The sequence below is a fragment of the Blastomonas sp. AAP25 genome (assembly GCF_001295965.1).
In the GTDB taxonomy this organism is placed as follows: domain Bacteria; phylum Pseudomonadota; class Alphaproteobacteria; order Sphingomonadales; family Sphingomonadaceae; genus Blastomonas; species Blastomonas fulva.
In genome coordinates this window covers 289,778-307,763 of the sequence record NZ_LJHP01000002.1, presented here as the reverse complement: position 1 = coordinate 307,763, position 17,986 = coordinate 289,778, and the positions used below count along the sequence as shown (strand labels likewise).

General features: G+C 64.4%; 18 protein-coding genes and 2 tRNA genes. 12 read left to right on the top strand and 8 right to left on the bottom strand.

Annotated features, from left to right (window positions below; genetic code table 11):
• Window positions 1–23: 23 nt before the first annotated feature.
• Complete coding sequence (locus IP68_RS03345; RefSeq protein WP_054133531.1) at window positions 24–1,487, top strand: glycerol kinase; 1,464 nt, start codon at window positions 24–26, stop codon at window positions 1,485–1,487.
• Here the strand turns inward: IP68_RS03345 and IP68_RS03340 are convergent, their stop codons facing one another.
• A complete protein-coding gene (locus tag IP68_RS03340) occupies window positions 1,488–2,753 on the bottom strand; it encodes an FAD-binding domain-containing protein (protein ID WP_231683661.1) in 1,266 nt (421 codons plus the stop codon).
• Window positions 2,690–3,082 carry a DUF393 domain-containing protein gene (locus IP68_RS03335; protein ID WP_054133529.1) on the bottom strand — a complete coding sequence of 131 codons (393 nt, stop codon included), beginning with the start codon at window positions 3,080–3,082 and terminating at the stop codon, window positions 2,690–2,692. Before IP68_RS03335 ends, IP68_RS03340 begins: the two co-directional genes overlap by 64 nt.
• 74 nt (window positions 3,083–3,156) lie before the next feature.
• Here IP68_RS03335 and IP68_RS03330 point away from each other — a divergent pair, with 74 nt between their 5' ends.
• Window positions 3,157–4,824 (top strand): M28 family metallopeptidase, encoded by a 1,668-nt coding sequence (locus IP68_RS03330; RefSeq protein WP_054133528.1) that lies wholly within the window; start codon window positions 3,157–3,159, stop codon window positions 4,822–4,824.
• A gap of 1 nt (window position 4,825) precedes the next feature.
• Here IP68_RS03330 and IP68_RS03325 read toward each other — a convergent pair whose 3' ends face one another.
• The 3 genes from IP68_RS03325 to IP68_RS03315 all read right to left on the bottom strand — a co-directional run bounded on the left by IP68_RS03325 (window position 4,826) and on the right by IP68_RS03315 (window position 6,144).
• Window positions 4,826–5,458: an NAD(P)H-binding protein gene (locus tag IP68_RS03325; protein ID WP_054133527.1), complete on the bottom strand. Its 633-nt coding sequence runs from the start codon at window positions 5,456–5,458 to the stop codon at window positions 4,826–4,828.
• A 176-nt stretch (window positions 5,459–5,634) separates the two neighbouring features.
• Window positions 5,635–5,710 (bottom strand) — tRNA-Ala (locus IP68_RS03320).
• Window positions 5,711–5,829: 119 nt separating this feature from the next.
• Window positions 5,830–6,144, bottom strand: coding sequence for an FYDLN acid domain-containing protein (locus IP68_RS03315; RefSeq protein ID WP_054133526.1), 315 nt, complete (start codon window positions 6,142–6,144; stop codon window positions 5,830–5,832).
• A 187-nt stretch (window positions 6,145–6,331) separates the two neighbouring features.
• Here IP68_RS03315 and aroA point away from each other — a divergent pair, with 187 nt between their 5' ends.
• From aroA to IP68_RS03280, 7 genes are all read left to right on the top strand, one after another.
• Window positions 6,332–7,675 (top strand): 3-phosphoshikimate 1-carboxyvinyltransferase, encoded by a 1,344-nt coding sequence (aroA, locus tag IP68_RS03310; protein ID WP_054133525.1) that lies wholly within the window; start codon window positions 6,332–6,334, stop codon window positions 7,673–7,675.
• Entirely contained in the window at window positions 7,672–7,947 is a 276-nt protein-coding gene (locus IP68_RS03305; protein ID WP_054133524.1) for a hypothetical protein, read from the top strand. The genes aroA and IP68_RS03305 overlap by 4 nt, the downstream gene beginning before the upstream one ends.
• A 5-nt stretch (window positions 7,948–7,952) precedes the next feature.
• A complete protein-coding gene (gene bla / locus IP68_RS03300) occupies window positions 7,953–8,882 on the top strand; it encodes a subclass B3 metallo-beta-lactamase (RefSeq protein ID WP_197275707.1) in 930 nt (309 codons plus the stop codon).
• Window positions 8,879–9,520 carry a d(CMP) kinase gene (locus tag IP68_RS03295; RefSeq protein WP_054133522.1) on the top strand — a complete coding sequence of 214 codons (642 nt, stop codon included), beginning with the start codon at window positions 8,879–8,881 and terminating at the stop codon, window positions 9,518–9,520. Before bla ends, IP68_RS03295 begins: the two co-directional genes overlap by 4 nt.
• Window positions 9,521–9,720: 200 nt before the next feature.
• The gene (gene rpsA / locus IP68_RS03290) at window positions 9,721–11,433 is read left to right on the top strand and encodes a 30S ribosomal protein S1 (RefSeq protein WP_054133521.1); all 1,713 of its coding nucleotides are present in this window, start codon (window positions 9,721–9,723) and stop codon (window positions 11,431–11,433) included.
• Window positions 11,434–11,756: 323 nt separating this feature from the next.
• Complete coding sequence (locus tag IP68_RS03285) at window positions 11,757–12,038, top strand: integration host factor subunit beta (protein ID WP_054133520.1); 282 nt, start codon at window positions 11,757–11,759, stop codon at window positions 12,036–12,038.
• A 78-nt stretch (window positions 12,039–12,116) separates the two neighbouring features.
• Window positions 12,117–12,201 (top strand) — tRNA-Leu (locus tag IP68_RS03280).
• An 87-nt stretch (window positions 12,202–12,288) separates the two neighbouring features.
• On the opposite strand, the gene IP68_RS03275 is transcribed toward IP68_RS03280, so the two are convergent.
• Window positions 12,289–14,232 (bottom strand): GGDEF domain-containing protein, encoded by a 1,944-nt coding sequence (locus IP68_RS03275; protein ID WP_054133519.1) that lies wholly within the window; start codon window positions 14,230–14,232, stop codon window positions 12,289–12,291.
• 197 nt (window positions 14,233–14,429) lie between these two features.
• On the opposite strand from IP68_RS03275, the gene IP68_RS03270 reads away from it, so the two are divergent.
• Together IP68_RS03270 and IP68_RS03265 are read left to right on the top strand one after the other, a co-directional pair.
• Window positions 14,430–14,984 (top strand): hypothetical protein, encoded by a 555-nt coding sequence (locus IP68_RS03270; RefSeq protein ID WP_231683659.1) that lies wholly within the window; start codon window positions 14,430–14,432, stop codon window positions 14,982–14,984.
• A gap of 4 nt (window positions 14,985–14,988) precedes the next feature.
• A complete protein-coding gene (locus IP68_RS03265; protein WP_231683657.1) occupies window positions 14,989–15,699 on the top strand; it encodes a hypothetical protein in 711 nt (236 codons plus the stop codon).
• Between the two features lie 33 nt (window positions 15,700–15,732).
• Here the strand turns inward: IP68_RS03265 and IP68_RS03260 are convergent, their stop codons facing one another.
• Window positions 15,733–16,599, bottom strand: a complete 867-nt coding sequence (locus IP68_RS03260) for a class I SAM-dependent methyltransferase (RefSeq protein WP_054133518.1) — start codon at window positions 16,597–16,599, stop codon at window positions 15,733–15,735.
• Between the two features lie 134 nt (window positions 16,600–16,733).
• Window positions 16,734–17,063 (bottom strand): DNA-binding transcriptional regulator, encoded by a 330-nt coding sequence (locus IP68_RS03255; protein WP_054133517.1) that lies wholly within the window; start codon window positions 17,061–17,063, stop codon window positions 16,734–16,736.
• Window positions 17,064–17,395: 332 nt separating this feature from the next.
• Between IP68_RS03255 and IP68_RS20070 the strand changes: the two genes are divergently transcribed.
• On the top strand, window positions 17,396–17,965 hold the full coding sequence (locus tag IP68_RS20070; RefSeq protein ID WP_156317915.1) for a hypothetical protein: 570 nt from the start codon (window positions 17,396–17,398) through the stop codon (window positions 17,963–17,965).
• Window positions 17,966–17,986: the final 21 nt, after the last annotated feature.

Here is a 17,986-nt window from a genome sequence, read left to right as displayed (position 1 = left end):
CAACCGGGGATGGGGCCTGAAGCATGACTGACAACCGTTTCCTGCTGGTGCTCGACGAAGGCACCACGTCGACGCGCGCGATCCTGTATTCGCTGACCGGTGACATGATCGCGACGTCGCAGCAGGACATCACCCAGCATTATCCCGCGCCGGGCCTGGTCGAGCACGACGCTGCCGAGATTTGGGACAAGACGCTGCAGTGCGCGCGGGCGATGGTCGAGCGGGCAGGGGGTGCAGAAACGATCGAGGCGATCGGCGTCACCAACCAGCGCGAGACCGTGGTGGCGTGGGACCGCAGCACCGGCAAGCCCTTGTGCCGCGCGATCGTCTGGCAGGACCGCCGCACCGAAGCGCAGTGTCGCCGCTTGCGCGATGCGGGGCACGAGCCTGCGATCCAGACCGCCACCGGGCTGCTGCTCGACCCGTATTTCTCGGCCACCAAGATGGCGTGGGTGCTCAAGAACGTCGAAGGCGCCGCGACTTTGGGCGACCGGCTGGCGTTTGGCACGGTCGAAAGCTGGCTGGTGTGGAACCTCACCGGCGGGCTGCACATTACCGATGTCTCCAATGCCAGCCGCACCTCGCTGTTCCCGCTGACCGCCAGCTCCTGGGACGAGGGACTGTGCGACCTGTTCGGCGTCCCGGGCGCCGCACTGCCCGAGATCGTGCCGAGTGCCGGCGTATTCGGGACGACGAAACCTGAACTGCTGGGCGCGGCGATCCCGATCACCGGGCTTGCCGGCGACCAGCAGGCCGCGACCATCGGCCAGGGCTGCTTCGCGCACGGCCAGACCAAGGCGACCTTGGGCACTGGCGCGTTCGTGCTCGCCAACATGGGCCAGACCCCGCCGAAGTCCGAGCACCGGCTGCTCGGCACGGTGCTGTGCGAAGTCGGTGGCACGCGGACGTTTGCACTCGAGGGATCGGTTTTCGTCGCCGGAAGCCTGGTCAAATGGCTGCGCGACAGCATCGGCATGCTGGGCAATGCGGCTGAGAGCGAGGCGCTGGCCCGGTCGGTGCCCGATAGCGGCGGCGTGGTCGTGGTTCCTGCGCTGTCAGGCCTCGGCGCGCCCTATTGGCTGCCCGATGCGCGCGGCAGCATCATCGGGCTGTCGTTCGCGACCACGCGCGCGCACATCATCCGCGCGTCGCTCGAATCGGTCGCCAATGTGTTCCACGATCTGGCGCGCGCCTTTGCTGCCGATGGCGCGGGCTGGTCGGTGCTGCGGCTGGATGGCGGCATGAGCGCCAACGACTGGCTGGCGCAGGATATCGCCGATGTGCTGGCAATCCCGTGCGAGCGCCCCGCCGATGTCGAGACCACCGCGCGTGGTGCCGCGATCCTCGCGGCGGTGGGCACAGGGCATTATGCTTCGCTCGAGGATGCCAAGGTCATGGTGTCGAGCACCCAGGTGTTCGAACCCTGGATGGAAGCGCAAGCGCGCGATACCCGGCTCAAGCATTGGAAAACCGCGCTGGGGATCTGACTAGCGGCCGGGCATCCCGATCTCGGCCAGCAGCCGCGGCATCTGCTGCTTGAACGGGAAGAACCCTTTCCTGGCGTGCGGCCAGAAGATGTCGTCCCATTCGCGGCGGACCTGCACCAGCGGAATGCCTTCGGCGGCGAGCACTGGTGCTGCCTGCGTGAGCGCGTCGGCGACCGGCCCCACCGGCGCAAAGGCCGTGACGACCTGTTGCGCGCCCGAGCCATGTGCCGCTCCGATCAGCGTGGCGGCATCCAGCCGGGCGGCCGGATTGGCGCTGCACCCGAAATGGTCGGTTACCCGCATGCCCGCATCGGCGGATGCAGCGCGCACGAATTCGCGCGCGCCATCGCCCCACAACAGGCTGGCATCGTTGACGATCAGCGCAGCACGCCAGTCGGCATCGCGCGGCAAGGCCGATTCCGGGTGCATATCCTCCGGCGTCACCAGCAGCAGCGCAGGCGTGCGCGGGTTGAGGGGCGCCAGCTGCGGCATCGGCTGCGCGGGCTCCATAGCAGCCTCGCTCAGCGGTTCAGCCTGCTCTGCCAGCCCCTTGGGTGCAAAGCGGCCGTTGGTGTAGCGCGCGATATTGTCGGCGGTGGCAAGATAGGTCTTGCCCGCTGTCTGCAGCCCCGCGACCCAGCGCCACGACAGGGTGTTGCTCGCCGCATCCGCATCGATCAGATGCCGCAGGAAGAAGTCCGCGCCCAGCGCCCAGGGCAGCCTCAGCGTGAAAATCCAGATCGAGGCGAACCACATCCGCGCATGGTTGTGCAGATATCCGGTGGCGACGAGCTCTCGCGCCCAGTCGTCGAAACCCTCGATGCCGGTGCGTCCCGCTTCGGCGTCCGCGATCGCGCGGGTGTCACGGAATGCCTCGCGCTGCCGGTCGCGCTCGGCCACAAACCTAGCCCACACCTGCGGCCGCATCTCGAGCCAGCCCTTCCAGTAGGTGCGCCAAAGCACCTCCTGCACGTATTTCTCGCAAGCGTGCAGCGAATGCTCCGCCAGCACTGCGCCTGCGGTCTCCTGCTCGATCAGCAACCGGTAGCGCAGATAGGGCGACAGCCGGGAGACCGCCGCAGGGGCGTCCGGGCCGGGGTCGGTGTTGCGACCCATCGCATAATCGGCCCCGGCGTGCGGCACGAAGGCAGCCAGCCGGTTGAGCCCGGCGGTGCGGGTCGGCGGGAACAGCGGTGGCTCTCTCATCGCCTGGCGAGCAGCCTTTGCAGCCGTGGCCGCACCACCAGAAACCGCTGATACAGCCATTCGAGCCCCTTGAGGATCACCGGATTGCGCGCAGCCACTCCCAGCGGTTTGAGCACCGGGATCGCGCGCCACATCGCGGCAAACGCCGCCGCGCCCGACAGCATCACGCCGTTCTCGCGCGCATGGAACCGAGCGAGCAGATCGCGCCGGTCGATCGGGCAGACCGAATCGGGTGTCGATACGTCGACAAAGGCAATCGCCCCGCGCCGGTCCAGCCGCCGCATCAGCGCTATCTCGCGCAGGCACAGGGGGCAGGCGCCATCGAACCACACGGTCACCGCCGCTGCATCGGCGTCGCTCGGGATCGGATGGGCAAGGGGTGCGGTCATCCCAAGCATATAGGGCAGACATCTCGACATGCCATAGCCTTGCCCTGATCCCAAGCTGCCCTATAACCCGCAGCATGTTGACCCGTACCCTCGTTCTCGCCGCAGCTTTGTGCGCCGTCCCCTTCACCAGCGTCCTTGCGCAGCCGGCGATGACGGTCGATCCCGACCGGCTGACCGAGACTGTGCGCACGCTCGCCTCCGATGTGTTCGAGGGCCGCGCGCCCGGAACGCGCGGAGAGGAGCGGACGCTCGGCTATCTGATCGCGCGGTTCGAGGCGCTGGGGCTTGAGCCTGCAGGCACCGATGGCGGCTGGCTGCAGAAGGTGCCGCTGCTCCACACCCGGCTGGGCACGCCTGAAAGGCTCGGCTTTGCGAGCCCCAAGGGCGCGATCGATCCGGTGCTGGCGCAGGACATCTATCTCTCCACCATCCGCCCGGACGATGCCGCGCGCATCGCCGACGCGCCCGTCGTGTTCGTCGGCTATGGCGTAAAGGCGCCCGAGCGCGGCTGGGACGATTTCAAGGGTGCCGATCTCAAGGGCAAGGTCGCGGTGTTCCTGATCAACGATCCCGATTTCGCAGCTAAGCCCGGCGAGCCTGCCGCGGGCAAGTTCGGCGACCGGACGATGACCTATTATGGCCGCTGGACCTACAAGTTCGAGGAAGCCGCGCGCCAGGGCGCGGTTGCCGCGCTGATCGTCCACAATGCTGCAGGTGTCGGCTATGGCTGGAACGTCGTGATCAGCCCGGGCGGCGAGAATTACGATATCGTCCGCCCGGCCGAGCAACTGACCAGCCTGAAGCTGCAGGGCTGGCTGTCGGCGGAGATGTCTGCAAGGCTGTTTGCGGCTGCTGGGCTGGATCTGGCGAAGCTCGAAGTCGCCGCGCGCGCGCCGGGCTTTCGTCCGGTCGAGCTAAAGGGCGTGACCCTGGGCGCGGATATTCCCGTGACCCCGGAGGTCGTCGACAGCCACAATGTGCTCGCCAGGATTCCCGGCACCACCCGACCCGACGAGATTGTGATGTATGGCGCGCACTGGGATGCCTATGGCGCGGGCAAGCCCGATGCTGAAGGTCGCATCTATCGCGCCGGGGCCAATGACGATGCGCTGGGCATCGCCGGCATGTTCGAGATTGCGCGCGCGATGAAGGCCGGACCCGCAGCGCAGCGCAGCGTCGTCTTCGGCGCGTGGACGGCGGAAGAACGCGGGCTCCTCGGCTCCGAATATTATGCCGCCAATCCGCTGTTCCCGATGGACAAGACCGTCGCCAATCTGGGGCTCGACATCCTGCAGACTGCAGGCGCTGCCAATGATGTCGTGCTGGTCGGCCGGGGACAGAACACGCTGGAGGATGACATGGCGCGGGTTGCCGCGACCCAGGGCCGCACTGTGACGCCCGAGAGCCTTCCCGAGCGCGGGCTGTTCTATCGCGCCGACCATTTCTCGTTCGCCAAGCGCGGCGTCCCGGTGATGCTGCTGATGGGGATTGCGGGCGCGGCGAACCTCAAGCAGGGCGGGGTGGCCGCGGGGCAGGCGTGGATCGATGCCTATACCGGCAAGTGCTATCACCAGGCGTGCGATGCCTGGGGGCCTGACTGGAACCTCGACGGCGCGGTGCAGGATATCGAGCTGATCGGCGTGATCGGTGCGGAGCTCGCCAACTCAAGCCGCTGGCCGCAATGGAAGGCAGGGTCCGAATTCAAGGCCATCCGCGACAAGGCGGGCGTGCCCAAGCAGTAAGTCAGGCGAGGCGGTCTGCGGAGATGACGTGGCGCCCCGGTGGTGCGGCCACCGCTGCCTCGATCAGCGCGCTGGCGATATTCTCGGCAGGGCTGATCCGCCAGCCACGCGGGAGCACCGGGCCGAACACGCGCAGGATCGCCTCGGACACGCGCTCTGCTGGCCGGAACTCGTCGCGGTCTCCGCCGATCAGGCCGGGGCGCACGATCGTGTAGCTGGGAAAATCGAGCGCGGCGATGCTGGCCTCGACCTCGCCCTTGGTGCGGTTGTACAGCAGCCGCGAGCCTGCATCTGCGCCGATCGCGGACACCAGCGCAAAGGCCTGTGCGCCTTGTGCTCGCGCGGCCTGTGCGACGGCCAGCGGATAGTCATGGTCGACTCGGAAGAATGCCGCATCCGACCCCGCCTTGGCCCGCGTGGTCCCGAGCGCGCAGATCACCGCGTCGCAGCGCCACCAGTCGGCATCCTGCGGCAGCGCATCGTAATCGACGATGGGGTTGGTGAGCCTGGGGCTAGTCGGCAATGCACTGCGGGTAGGAGAAATGACCTGGCCAATGCGCGGATCGTCCAGCGCTTTGGCAAGGACGATGCGGCCCACGAGCCCGGTGGCGCCTGCGATGAGGAGGGTGGTCATGTGGCTATCCAATCAGCAAAACGGGCAGCGTGGCAAGCGCTACCGGTAATAGCAGGCAGCCATGGCCGCTACCAGCTGCGGCCCTACGGGATGGGCCCGATCGTCGGGGTGCCGCCGGATACGGCAAAGCCCCAGCGGGTCGGACGCTGGGGTTAGCATGATATCGACAAGGAAAATGGTGGAGCCTAGCGGGATCGAACCGCTGACCTCTACACTGCCAGTGTAGCGCTCTCCCAGCTGAGCTAAGGCCCCATATGCGCCGGGGAAAAGTCACTCCGGCGCTGAGAAGGACAGCCCTTTAGTCGAGCCGTCCGGTGGTGGCAAGGGGCAAAACGCTGCCCCCGCCACCTAAAGTTCGCGAACCGGAAATCTCAGCTTTCTTCGTCCTTGTCGTCGGCTGCTGCGACGCCCAGGTCGTCGTCTCCGCCCAGGTCGACATCGTTGTCCGGCGAATCGCCGTCCTCGTCGATGTCCAGATCCTCGTCGGCAAGATCCACGTCCTCCTTCTCGATGACCTTCTTCTTTTCTTCCTCGAAGGGCAGCGGCTGCTTGGACTTGAGCACGGGCTCGGGGGTCCAGCTGTTTCCGCAGTTGATGCAGGATACAGGGTCGTCCTTGCCAAGGTCATAAAAGCGGGTGCCGCATTTCGGGCAGCTGTGCTTGGCGCCCCATTCAGGCTTGATCATGAATAATGCCTCAGGTTCAATAACATCATAGATGTAAGGAGAAGGTTGCATATTTCCAGCCCGCAGCGCGGGTGCGCCGCAACAGGAAAATCGGCGTGCGCCTTGCCATAGCTTTATGCCGCTGTCAAAAGCTGCGTCGCAATTCACCTCTGGCAGCCCCATGCCCAACCGGAATTTGTTTCATCCCATGGCCCATTCAGCAGACCAGGCACCGGTCCCGCGCCGTTTCGCGCGATCCGGGCCGCTCACCGGCACCATTCGCGTGCCCGGCGACAAGTCGATCTCCCATCGCGCGCTGATGCTGTCTGCGCTGTGCGTCGGCCAGAGCCGGATCTCGGGGCTGCTCGAGGGAGAGGACGTACTTGCCACGGCGGCCGCAATGCGCGCGATGGGCGCGCGGATCGAGCGCGGCGCAGATGGCATCTGGACGGTGCACGGCGTGGGCGTGGGCGGGTTGATTCAACCGGCCCAGGCGCTCGACATGGGCAACAGTGGCACCTCGACGCGGCTGCTGATGGGGCTGGTCGCGAGCCACCCGATCACCGCGATGTTCACCGGCGATGCATCGTTGAGCCGCCGTCCGATGGCGCGGGTCACCGATCCGCTGGGCGAGATGGGGGCGGAATTCAACGCGAGCCCCGGCGGCACGCTGCCGCTGATGGTGCGCGGGATCAGCCCTGCGGTGCCGATCAGCTACCGGCTGCCGGTCGCCTCGGCACAGGTGAAGTCCGCGATCCTGCTCGCCGCGCTCAACACGCCGGGCACCACGACGGTGATCGAGCCGGTGGCGACGCGCGATCACAGCGAAAAGATGCTCAAGGGGTTCGGCGCAGACCTGACCGTGGAGACCGATGCCGATGGCGTGCGCCATATCCATGTCACCGGGCCATGCGACCTGACCGCGCAGGACATCGAGGTGCCGGGCGATCCCTCGTCCGCCGCGTTCTTCATCGTCGCAGCATTGATCGTGCCGGGGTCGGACCTGACAATCGAGAATGTCGGCATGAACGTCACCCGCACCGGGATCATCACCGTGCTCGAGCAGATGGGCGGCCAGATCGAGCGGTTGAACGCACGCACCGTCGGCGGCGAGCCGGTCGCCGACCTGCGCGTGCGGGCGAGCGCTCTCAGCAGGATCACCGTCGATCCTGCGATCGTGCCCAGCATGGTCGACGAGTTTCCGGTGTTCTTCATCGCCGCCGCCATGGCCAGCGGCACCACGGTCACCAGTGGCCTCGACGAGCTGCGGGTCAAGGAATCGGACCGGCTGGCGACGATGGCGCGCGGGCTCGAGGCGATCGGCGTGGATGTCGAGGAGCGCGAGGATGGCCTTTTGATCACCGGCAGCGGCGGCGCATCCTTGCGCGGCGGCGGCCCGGTGGCGACCCTGCTCGACCACCGCATCGCGATGAGCTTTGCCGTGGCGGGGCTGGTCAGCGAGCAAGGCGTGGACGTGGATGACACTGCGCCGATCGCCACCAGCTTCCCCGATTTTCTGAACCTGCTCAGCCGCAGCACGGGCGCGGCATGAGCCCACTGGTGGCCGATATCCTCGGCGTGATGGGCAGCGTGCTGTTCATCGGCGCCTTTGCTTATGCCAACAAGGTCGAGAAGATCGACAAGTTGCTGTTCAACGCCGTCAATCTGGCAGGCGCGATCCTGTTGCTGACGTCGCTGTCGGTGCATTTCAATCTGGCAGCGACGATTCTCGAAACCGCATGGGCCGGGATCGCGCTGGTCGGCCTGGTCAAGGCGATCAGGGATCGGCGGGCAGGGGTGGACCGGGAGGGGACCAAGGGATGAGGCGCATGTTGATCACAGCGATGCTCGCCGTCGTGGGTACAGCGGGTGTGGCACTGCAGCCGGAAGCGTCCTCATCGCGCCTGGCCAAGGATGCCGAGATCGATGCAGCCCAGGCTGCGCCCATTGAAGGCTTTGCCAAGGGGGGGCGCTGGAATGAACCGTTCGATCCGTTCACCATTGCCGGCAACCTGCATTATGTCGGCACCGAGACGGTCAGCGCCTTTCTGATCACCACGCCGGAGGGGCATGTGCTGATCGATGGCGTGCTGGCGCAATCGGTCCCGCAGATCATCGCCAACATCAAGACGCTGGGCTTCGACATTGGCGATGTGAAGTACCTGCTCAACACCCACGCACACATCGATCACGCCGGCGGCCTTGCCGGGCTGCAGCGGGCGAGCGGCGCGCAGATGCTCGCCAGTGCCGCCGACAGGCCGTTTCTGGAGGCAGGCGCGATCGATCACGGACCCAGCCAGGGCATGCGCTTTCCGCCGGTGCGGGTTGATCGTGTGATCGGCGATGGCGAGGCCATCACGCTGGGTGGCACGACGCTGACCGCGCATATGACGCCGGGGCACTCGCCGGGGTGCACCTCGTGGTCAACCACGGTGAACGATGCGAACACGACACGCAGCGTGTTCGTGCACTGCAGCGCCACGGTTGCAGGGCAGTCGCTGGTGCCCGAAGCCTATCCCGGCATGGTTGCCGCGTATCGCAGCACCTTCGCCAAGGTGAAGGCGATGAAGGCCGATATCTTTCTGGCCAATCACGACAATTTCTTTGACTTGCACGACAAATGCAAACGGCAGATCGCCGGGGATGCAAGCGCGTTCGTGAACGGACAAGAACTGCAAAGCTTCAACACGCGCATGGCAGCACAGTTCGAGGCTGAGCTGGCCAAGCAGCAGGCGGCGCCGGAGGGGCAGCAGCCATGATCATCGCCGTTGATGGACCCACCGCCAGCGGCAAGGGAACGATCGCCAAGGCTCTCGCCGCGCATTTCGGACTGCCGCATCTCGATACCGGGCTGCTCTATCGCGCGGTCGGGGTGAACGCGGTGCGGCTGGGCGGTGACCCCGACAATCCGGACGAGGCGCTGGCAGGCTGCGCGTTCGATGACGCGCTGCTCGCCGACGCGCATCTGCGCTCTGAAACCGCAGGCGGGCTTGCCAGTCGCGCCTCGCGCCATCCTGCGGTGCGCGCTGCATTGCTCGAGCGGCAGCGCAGCTTCGCGCGGCAGCCGGGCGGCGCGGTGCTCGACGGACGCGATATCGGCACGGTGATCGCGCCCGAGGCGGACGCCAAATTGTTCGTCACCGCCAGCGTCGCTGCGCGGGCCGGGAGGCGGTGCAACGAGATGCTGGGCCGGGGCGAAGATGTGACGCTGGAAGAGATCGTCGCCGACCTTGCCGCGCGCGATGCGAGGGACTCCGGACGGTCGATCGCCCCGCTCAAGCCCGCCTGTGACGCGCTCTTGCTTGATACCAGCGATTTGACTATAGGGCAGGCCGTTCAAAGAGCCATAGAGCTGGTGAACGGCAGGACGCAGGGCGGACATTCGCCCCAGTCTTAGATGTTTCGATCATCGTGAACATCGCCCGCGCCGATATCGGCCCGCGCGATCGTTCGCGCTTTTCGCATATCTGTCTGCCGCCGCCGGAACACACGGTTTTTGGGCGCTTTCCGGTGCATTCGGCCCGGGGGGCAGGTTAGGCCAAGACCGCCGGAGACAACCGGCTGGCCGGACAAAACAGTTTAAGGAATACAGGATTTATGGCCTCTACGGCATTTCCCAGCCGCGATGATTTTGCGGCACTTCTCGACGAATCGCTTGGTGGCGGCGCAGCTGCCGATGGCGGTTTTGAAGGCCGCGTCGTCAAGGGCACGGTTACCGCGATCGAAAACGACAAGGCGGTCATCGATGTTGGCCTGAAGTCGGAAGGCCGCGTGGCCCTGCGTGAATTCGCAGCGCCCGGCCAGGACCACGGCCTCAAGGTTGGCGATGAAGTCGAAGTCTATGTCGACCGCATCGAAAATGCCGATGGCGAAGCGATGCTGTCGCGCGACCGCGCACGCCGCGAAGCTGCATGGGACAAGCTGGAAAGCGAATTTGGCGAAGGCAAGCGCGTCGAAGGCGTGATCTTCGGTCGCGTCAAGGGCGGCTTCACCGTCGATCTCGACGGCGCCGTGGCCTTCCTGCCCGGCAGCCAGGTCGACATCCGCCCCGTGCGCGATGTTACCCCGCTGATGGACATTCCGCAGCCGTTCCAGATCCTCAAGATGGACCGTCGCCGTGGCAACATCGTTGTCTCGCGTCGCGCCGTTCTGGAGGAAACCCGCGCAGAACAGCGCACCGGCCTCATCCAGTCGCTGGCCGAAGGCCAGATCATCGACGGTATCGTCAAGAACATCACCGATTACGGTGCGTTCGTCGATCTGGGCGGCATCGATGGCCTGCTGCATGTCACCGACATCAGCTACAAGCGCATCAACCACCCCAGCGAAGCGATCACCATCGGTGAGACCGTCAAGGTGCAAATCATCCGCATCAATTCGGAAACGCAGCGTATCTCGCTGGGCATGAAGCAGCTCGAAAGCGATCCGTGGGAAGGCGCCAGCGTCAAGTATCCCATCGGTGCCAAGCTCAGCGGTGCTGTCACCAACATCACCGAATACGGTGCATTCGTCGAACTGGAACCCGGCATCGAAGGCCTGGTCCACGTTTCGGAAATGTCCTGGACCAAGAAGAACGTCCACCCCGGCAAGATCGTTTCGACCAGCCAGGAAGTCGATGTCATCGTTCTGGAAGTCGACGCCGAAAAGCGCCGTATCTCGCTGGGCCTCAAGCAGGCGCAGTCGAACCCCTGGGACGCTTTCGCAGACAAGCACCCGGTTGGCAGCGTCGTCGAAGGCGAAGTCAAGAACGCGACCGAATTCGGTCTGTTCATCGGCCTGGATGGCGATGTCGACGGCATGGTCCACATGTCGGATATCGCATGGGGCATTTCGGGTGAAGACGCGCTCAACCTCCACCTCAAGGGTGAGCAGGTCAAGGCGATCGTCCTGGACGTGGATGTCGAAAAGGAGCGTATCTCGCTCGGCATGAAGCAGCTCGAAAAGGGTGCTCCGGCCGTTGGTGGATCGGACAGCTCGACCCTGCGCAAGAACGAAGTCGTCACCGTCACCGTGCTCGAAGTGCGCGACGGTGGTCTGGAAGTCCAGGTTGGCGAAGATGGAGCCACCGGCTTCATCAAGCGCAACGATCTGGGCCGCGACCGCGACGAACAGCGTCCCGACCGCTTCCAGGTTGGCCAGAAGCTCGACGCGATGGTCACCGGTTTCGATCGGTCGCGCAAGCCGACCTTCTCGGTCAAGGCGCATCAGCTGGCTGAAGAAAAGCAGGCTGTGGCGCAGTATGGCTCGTCCGACTCGGGCGCGTCGCTGGGTGACATTCTGGGTGCGGCTCTCAAGCAGCGCGAAGATTGATCAGCCAGGCGGCCAGCCTTCAAGGCTGACACCGTTTCAAAAAGGGGCACCGGCACACCGCCGGTGCCCTTTTTTGTGTACCATCTGTCGCTTGCCAGCACCGTCGGGCAAGAACGGCGTTGAAACGGCAAACAATTTCTGACAGCATTACGGTGCTGGATTTCCGCTTCACCGGTGTTCGGCACACACATACGCGCCTGCTTGTCAGCCGGCGCTTTGGCTTGTCGGGGGGCTGGTCAATTCGATAATGTTGGGGGGAACCGCACGCGGCGATTTTCCTTGGTGCGCGTCCCGTCGCATATTGAATTGCAGGAGATTGGCCCGTGATACGATCGGAACTGCTACAACATCTGGCAGAGGAAAACCCCGGTCTTCGTCCTGACGAGATCGAAAAGATCCTGGATATCTTTTTCAACAACATCATTCAGCGGCTGGCCGAAGGTGGCCGGGTAGAACTGCGCGGTTTCGGCGCGTTCTCGACCCGCTCGCGCGAGCCGCGCAAGGGCCGCAACCCGCGCACCGGCGAGGCGGTTGATGTGCCCGGCAAGCGCGTGCCCTATTTCAAGCCCGGCAAGGAAATGCGCGCGCGCCTCAATACCGATTGAGACACCCGCCCGGCACCGTCCGGGGTTTTTCTAAGCTTGTCGGCTAAAACCTTCTCGGCCTATAGACGCCTGCGGTTGGCGGGCGTGGCGGAATGGTAGACGCAACGGACTTAAAATCCGTCGGGCTTTGCCCGTGGGGGTTCGAGTCCCCCCGCCCGCACCACACAGATCCAGCATATTCGCCAGAGCCGCGAGGCCATGCCAGGCAAACAAGGCAGGGCCGCAAAACCGGCCCGGCGCACCGCCCGCATCACGCCGCGCTGCGCTCTGCCCCCGGCACATGACGGCTGGTGATCGCGCAATTGCGGCCTGCGGTCTTGGCCTGGTACAGCGCGCCATCGGCCCGAGCGTACAGCGCCCGCGCGGTGTCGCCCGGATGCCAGTTGGCCACCCCGATGCTGACCGTAATGCTGAGCGCCAGATTGCCATGCACCTCGAAGCTGTTGCGGGCGATCGCGGCGCGGATGCGTTCGGCAATGGCATCGGCGATCACCGGGCGCGCGCGATCGAGGATGATCACGAACTCCTCGCCGCCCATGCGGCCCAGCGCATCGCCCGGCCGCAGCAGCGACTGCATTTGCTGCGCCAGCACGCGCAACGCATCGTCGCCGGCAACATGGCCATGGCGGTCGTTGATCGCCTTGAAGTTGTCGACATCCACCACCAGCACCGCCATCGCGCTGCCCGCGCGCACGCGGGTCAGCCGGTCATCCAGCTCGGCCAGAATCTTGCGCCGGTTGGCGATGCCGGTCAGCGGATCGATCTCGGACAGCAGGCGCAGCTTATCGTTGGCTTGGTTGAGCGCGGATGTACGCTCCGCCACCCGCTCTTCCAGCAGGCTGTGCGACTGGCGGATGGCGCTTGCCATGGTTTCGAACCAGCGGACCAGCCGGGTGACCTCGTTGCTGCTCCTGTCGCGATCGGGCAGCACCAGGATCGCATCGTTGGCCAGCTCGCGGGTGATGCGCTGCGCATCGCGCGTCAGCCGCCGCAGGGGCTTGCCGACCAGGCTGCGCAAGGCCAGCGTCACCGCCAGAATGCACACGAACAAGGCAACCACCGCCATCCCCGCGATCCGCGGAATGGGCCGCAGCGCCTCTGCCAGGATCAGCCTTTCGGGCTTGACGGTCAGTGCATACCAGCCCGCGCCCGGGATCGCCTGCAGCGAGACATAGGCGTCGAGATCGTCCGCCTTGCCGGTGAATCCGGACTTGCCGTGCTTGCGCACCAGCGCCCACAGCGCCCGCAGCTCGGGCTTGTCGCTGGTGGTGATATCGAGATACTGGCCGGTCCTGCTGCTGTGCTGCAGCGTGTATTCGGGGTGATAGATCAGCCGCCCTTCGCGCGACACCAGGATGACGTTGTCGTCGCTGTTGTCGGCAAAATGTCCGGCAGGCACCACCTGATCGAGCGGCATCGAGGTGCCGAAGGTGCCTATATGCCGCCCGTCGCGATCGACGGGGGTCATGCAGCCGGTCGTCCACACCTGCCGGTTCTGCAGCGATATCAGCGATTGCAGGCCGGTGCACAACATGGATCGGGCCGGGTTGGCCGTCTGGGTGGAAATGGTCGCGAACTCGGCGTCCTGGAAACCGAAGCTGGCAGGCGCGGTCCTGCGGTAATATTCCAGCCGGTCTGGGCGGTCGGGGGCGAAGATCACCATGGCGTTGGCCGGGGTGAAGAAATACAGGCTCTCGATCTCGAACCGGCTGCCTTCGCCCAGCGCGCGAACCGCATGGGTTGCCGCGACCATGTCGCGCACCGCCTCAAGATCGTTGGCCACGCCGCCGGGGACAAAGGCCGCCATGCCCTCGACATGGCCGATCGCGGTGCGGCCACCGTCGAACATCACATCGGTGCTGCGGCGGGTGCCATCGGCGCCGAGCGGATAGAGCGCATCGAACTCGCGCCGCGCCTGTGCGGGCGTCAGCGTCGCACGCTCGGCACGGAACAGATCGATGGCGCGGGCCTGGGTCCGGGCGATGCGGTCGAAGCGCTGGGCCAGCTCGTCGACGATCTTTGCGTTGCGCTGATCCAGCCGCACCAGAGACTCATCGATGGCGGTGTTCTGCTCCTGCCCAAAGGCCACCACAGCAGTCGCGGCGATGACGAGCGTCAGGCCGACGGCCATGCTCCACGCCGTCCGCGCGCTGATCGACAGCGAATTGTGCCAAAGTCGGAGCCGGACGAACATGCGCCCTTGTCCGTCATTTTGGTTAATGAACTGCAAATACAGGGGGCTGGATCGCGCCAGGGCGGATATGTCCTATCCCCCATGGCAACTTTCGGGCCATCGGTGCAGCTGTGATCCGGGTCATGGTTTGACCGGTCACGGACGCTACGGTACGATGCGTCAGGGTCGATAGCAGTTCCTGTCAGGAGAAGCTTGCGATGGGTGCGAATGTCTTGAACATCACGATGCGGTCCGCAGCGTTGGCGGCGATGATCGCTATGGCCCTGCCGGCGCCGGCGGCGGCGCAATTCGGCGGCCTGTTGCGCAGCAAGCCCAGGGCCAGCGGCAAGAGCGCCACCGGGTGCGACGACAGCGCGGGCAAGTCGGTGGGCCGTTCGGTCATCGGCGGCATGCTGGGCAGCGTCACCGGGCGGATCGGCGGCATCGCCAATTTCCTGCCGGTGCCGGAAGTCGCCGGGCTGCTCACCGACGCCATCGCGTGCAAGCTGGAGCCCGAGGAGCAGAAAAAGGCCGCCGATGCCACGTTGGAGGCGACGCGCGGCGAGGAGGTGGGGAGCAGCTCGACCTGGACCAGCGAGACCCGCAAGGACGTGTCGGGAACCTCCACCGTGGTGGGCAAGACCCAGCTCGCGGACGGATCGACCTGCATGAATGTCAACGATGTCATCATCGTCGAGGGCGAGGAGACCACGGTGTCGAAGAAGATGTGCAAGAAGCCGGGCGCAGCGCGCTATGAAATCGCGCAGGCCTGACAGGATGCGGACCGCCCGCCGATCCCTGCTGCTGGCGCTGTCGGCGGCGCTGCTGTGCGCGCAGAGCCCGGCACAGATGGACCCGGCCAATCCCAGCTGCCCCCGGTCGCCCGACTGGTCGGCCAACAAGACCATGACGCTCAAGGTCGTCAAGAAGGGCGGCGCGCAGGTGCTGCTCGCCGAGGGGCCGATCGACCAGACATTGCCTGACCGGCTCAAAAAGGCGCTGAGCGACAATCCCGACATCGCCGAGATCTGGCTGCGTTCGCCCGGCGGCAACGCGCGCGCAGGGAATGCCGCAGGCAGGCTGATCCGTGGCAACCCCGGGCTGGTGACGCGCATTCCGGCGGGCTGGACCTGTTTTTCGGCGTGCAACTTCGTGTTCATGGGCGGCCAGCTGCGCGTGGTCGAGCCCGGCGGCAACTTCATGGTGCACATGTTCACCATGACCAACGACCGCGCCGCGATCGATCAATCTGTCGCCTTGGGCACCGACACCACGGTCGAGCTGATCGGCGACATCGAGCAGGAAAGCGCATTGCTCGCCAGCGAGGACAATGATTTCCTCATCCGCATGGGCGTCTCGCGCAAGTTGCTGACCGACATCATGTACAAGCAGAAGGCGGTGGCGAGCGGCGGCGGCGATCAGTCTACCCGCCGCTGCCTGACGCAGGACGAGGTGTTCCAGTACAACGTGGCGAACGTGCGCGAGTGAAGCGCGACGGGTGAGCGAAGGTTGCGGGGGGCCTCAGGCCGTCGCGGTGAGCAGCCACACCTTGTTGGCCATCATCACGCCCTTGCCCGGCACATGGCGCTTTTCGAACAGCGTGACGAGATCGGCGCGAGCGCGGGCGAGCACGTCGTCGCCCGCTTCGGCGAGCGCGCGGCCGATCGCCATCGAGGCGAGCGCAAAGTCTGCAGCGTCATCCGGAGAGGCCCCGGGGCCACCGATCGCCTGCTCGCCCTGATACACCTCAATGTCGGGCGCGGAGAACCCGGCGTGCGCCAGGATGTCGCGAACATAATCGAGATCGGAAAAGGCGAACGGGCCCGGCGCGCGCGGATCGGGCGAGGGGATGTCGATATGCGAGCGCGCGACCCCCATCAGCTCCATCATCCACGGATTGTCGCGCGGCGCCGCCCAGATCGCCAGATCGATCCGCCCGCCGGGTTTGATCAGACCGTGCAGGTTGGTGAAAGCGGCATAGGGCTCGGCAAAGAACATCGACCCGAAGCGCGAGATCAGCCCGTCATAGGGCCGGTCATAGGGGGTGTCGAGCGCGACGGTGGCGGCATCGGCGCAGACGAAGCTGACGTTGGGGTGATCGATGGCGCGGCGGCGGGCCGCGTCGATCAGATCGGGCGAGATATCCAGCCCCAGCACCGCACCCTCCGGCCCCGTCGCCCGCGCTGCCGCAAGCGAGGTCAACCCCCCGCCGCACCCCAGATCGATCACCCGCTGCCCCGGAGCAATCGCCGCGCGCGACAGCAGCGCGTCGCCGATCGGCGCGATCATGCCCTCGAACCGGTCGATATGGGTGAGCCACTTTATCCCCATCTCGCCTGCCCAGTCTTCGCCCTTGAGTTCGTTGGGGTCGGCGGTGGTGGCGGTCATGGCGGGCTCTCCTGTGGGTGCGCGCAGAGAGGGTAGGGGGTGGAGGGGGGAGGTCAATGGGGATTGCGCGCGAGCGCAGCGTCAGGCGGCCTTCAACGCCTCCCGTGCGGCATCGGGCATCCGGGCGATGACGCTCAGATAGGCGCTGGCGGTGGCATCGGGATGACGGCGGCCCTGTTCCCAACCCTTGAGGCGGGCATCCGGGCGATGACGCTCAGATAGGCGCTTGCGGTGGTATCGGGATGACGGCGGCCCTGTTCCCAACCCTTGAGCGTGGCGAGCGGAATGCGGTACGCGCTGGCAAATGCCTGTTGCGACAAGCCCAACGCCTCGCGGATTGCGCGCACAGCGGGCACCTCGACCACATGCTCGCGCGCGCCTGTCTCCTCACCACGCGCATGCGCGGCGGCTTCGGTCATGCTGGCGATCAGGTCCGCAGCGAAGGCATTCGTAGAGGTATCCATTTTGCTCAGGAAACTTTCCTTGGCTCAGTTTTTTGAGTTTTCACAACTGAATCTATTGTTAATCTAATGTTCGAATGACTAGTATATAAATTATGCCGAAACTGGTCAGGAAATGCATTTTTTGTGGGGCAAACGCTAATAGCAAAGAGCATATGTGGCCGGTCTGGATGCATAAGCACCTTGAGTCCGCAGCGTCAGATGCATCCCATAACAAGGAAGTTCACAATTTTAGTCCAAAATCCGGACTTAAAATTTCGGGACCCATAGGTAGGCAGGGTGACATTAGAACAGTAAGAGTAAGGGCTGTCTGTTCTACTTGTAATAATGGATGGATGAATCGTATTGAGGGTGAAGCAAAGCTATTTTTGGGATCCGTCGTTTCTGGAAAATTTATAATTCTGACACAAAGGAATTTAGAGGTTCTGGCAAAGTGGCTGACTTTGAAAGTTATGGTTGTCGAACATGATGCTCAGGATGTAGTGCTTACACCTCAGTCAGACCGAACCTTATTCTATAAAAATCTGCAAATTCCAAATTATTACAGATTTTATCTAGCTGAAAATATAAGTGAAGATTATTTATATTTTGTCAGGCATTCGCATTGTATAGCCTATAATGGAATAGAGCCTAATCCTCCGCTGGAGGGTACCCATAAAAATGTGCAAGTTGTCACTCTAATTGCAGGCAGAGCGGTATTTCAAGTGGTTTGCACGAGAATAGAGAACGTTCACCTGGAAGAGAAGAGCTTCATGATAGGGTTTCATGATAGCTGTCAGATCTGGCCAAACCCACCAAGTTCATTGAAATTCCCGTGTCGTCCTCGATTAGGAAAAGACGGTATAAATCAAATATCGACTATCCTGCAGCGCTACATTGATAGAAGCAATCCAACTTGGGTATAAGCTGACGGAATTCTTATGTAT

What these genes read in the sequence shown, in the direction of transcription:
- IP68_RS03255 (WP_054133517.1), bottom strand. Translation starts at nt 17,063, where the DNA reads ATGGATACCTCTACGAATGCCTTCGCTGCGGACCTGATCGCCAGCATG.
- IP68_RS03265 (WP_231683657.1), top strand. Translation starts at nt 14,989, where the DNA reads ATGCGGACCGCCCGCCGATCCCTGCTGCTGGCGCTGTCGGCGGCGCTG.
- IP68_RS03315 (WP_054133526.1), bottom strand. Translation starts at nt 6,144, where the DNA reads ATGATCAAGCCTGAATGGGGCGCCAAGCACAGCTGCCCGAAATGCGGC.
- bla (WP_197275707.1), top strand. Translation starts at nt 7,953, where the DNA reads ATGTTGATCACAGCGATGCTCGCCGTCGTGGGTACAGCGGGTGTGGCA.
- IP68_RS03345 (WP_054133531.1), top strand. Translation starts at nt 24, where the DNA reads ATGACTGACAACCGTTTCCTGCTGGTGCTCGACGAAGGCACCACGTCG.
- IP68_RS20070 (WP_156317915.1), top strand. Translation starts at nt 17,396, where the DNA reads ATGAATCGTATTGAGGGTGAAGCAAAGCTATTTTTGGGATCCGTCGTT.
- IP68_RS03260 (WP_054133518.1), bottom strand. Translation starts at nt 16,599, where the DNA reads ATGACCGCCACCACCGCCGACCCCAACGAACTCAAGGGCGAAGACTGG.
- rpsA (WP_054133521.1), top strand. Translation starts at nt 9,721, where the DNA reads ATGGCCTCTACGGCATTTCCCAGCCGCGATGATTTTGCGGCACTTCTC.
- IP68_RS03340 (WP_231683661.1), bottom strand. Translation starts at nt 2,753, where the DNA reads ATGGCTGTATCAGCGGTTTCTGGTGGTGCGGCCACGGCTGCAAAGGCT.
- IP68_RS03270 (WP_231683659.1), top strand. Translation starts at nt 14,430, where the DNA reads ATGGGTGCGAATGTCTTGAACATCACGATGCGGTCCGCAGCGTTGGCG.
- IP68_RS03330 (WP_054133528.1), top strand. Translation starts at nt 3,157, where the DNA reads ATGTTGACCCGTACCCTCGTTCTCGCCGCAGCTTTGTGCGCCGTCCCC.
- IP68_RS03295 (WP_054133522.1), top strand. Translation starts at nt 8,879, where the DNA reads ATGATCATCGCCGTTGATGGACCCACCGCCAGCGGCAAGGGAACGATC.
- IP68_RS03325 (WP_054133527.1), bottom strand. Translation starts at nt 5,458, where the DNA reads ATGACCACCCTCCTCATCGCAGGCGCCACCGGGCTCGTGGGCCGCATC.
- IP68_RS03335 (WP_054133529.1), bottom strand. Translation starts at nt 3,082, where the DNA reads ATGACCGCACCCCTTGCCCATCCGATCCCGAGCGACGCCGATGCAGCG.
- IP68_RS03305 (WP_054133524.1), top strand. Translation starts at nt 7,672, where the DNA reads ATGAGCCCACTGGTGGCCGATATCCTCGGCGTGATGGGCAGCGTGCTG.
- IP68_RS03275 (WP_054133519.1), bottom strand. Translation starts at nt 14,232, where the DNA reads ATGTTCGTCCGGCTCCGACTTTGGCACAATTCGCTGTCGATCAGCGCG.
- aroA (WP_054133525.1), top strand. Translation starts at nt 6,332, where the DNA reads ATGGCCCATTCAGCAGACCAGGCACCGGTCCCGCGCCGTTTCGCGCGA.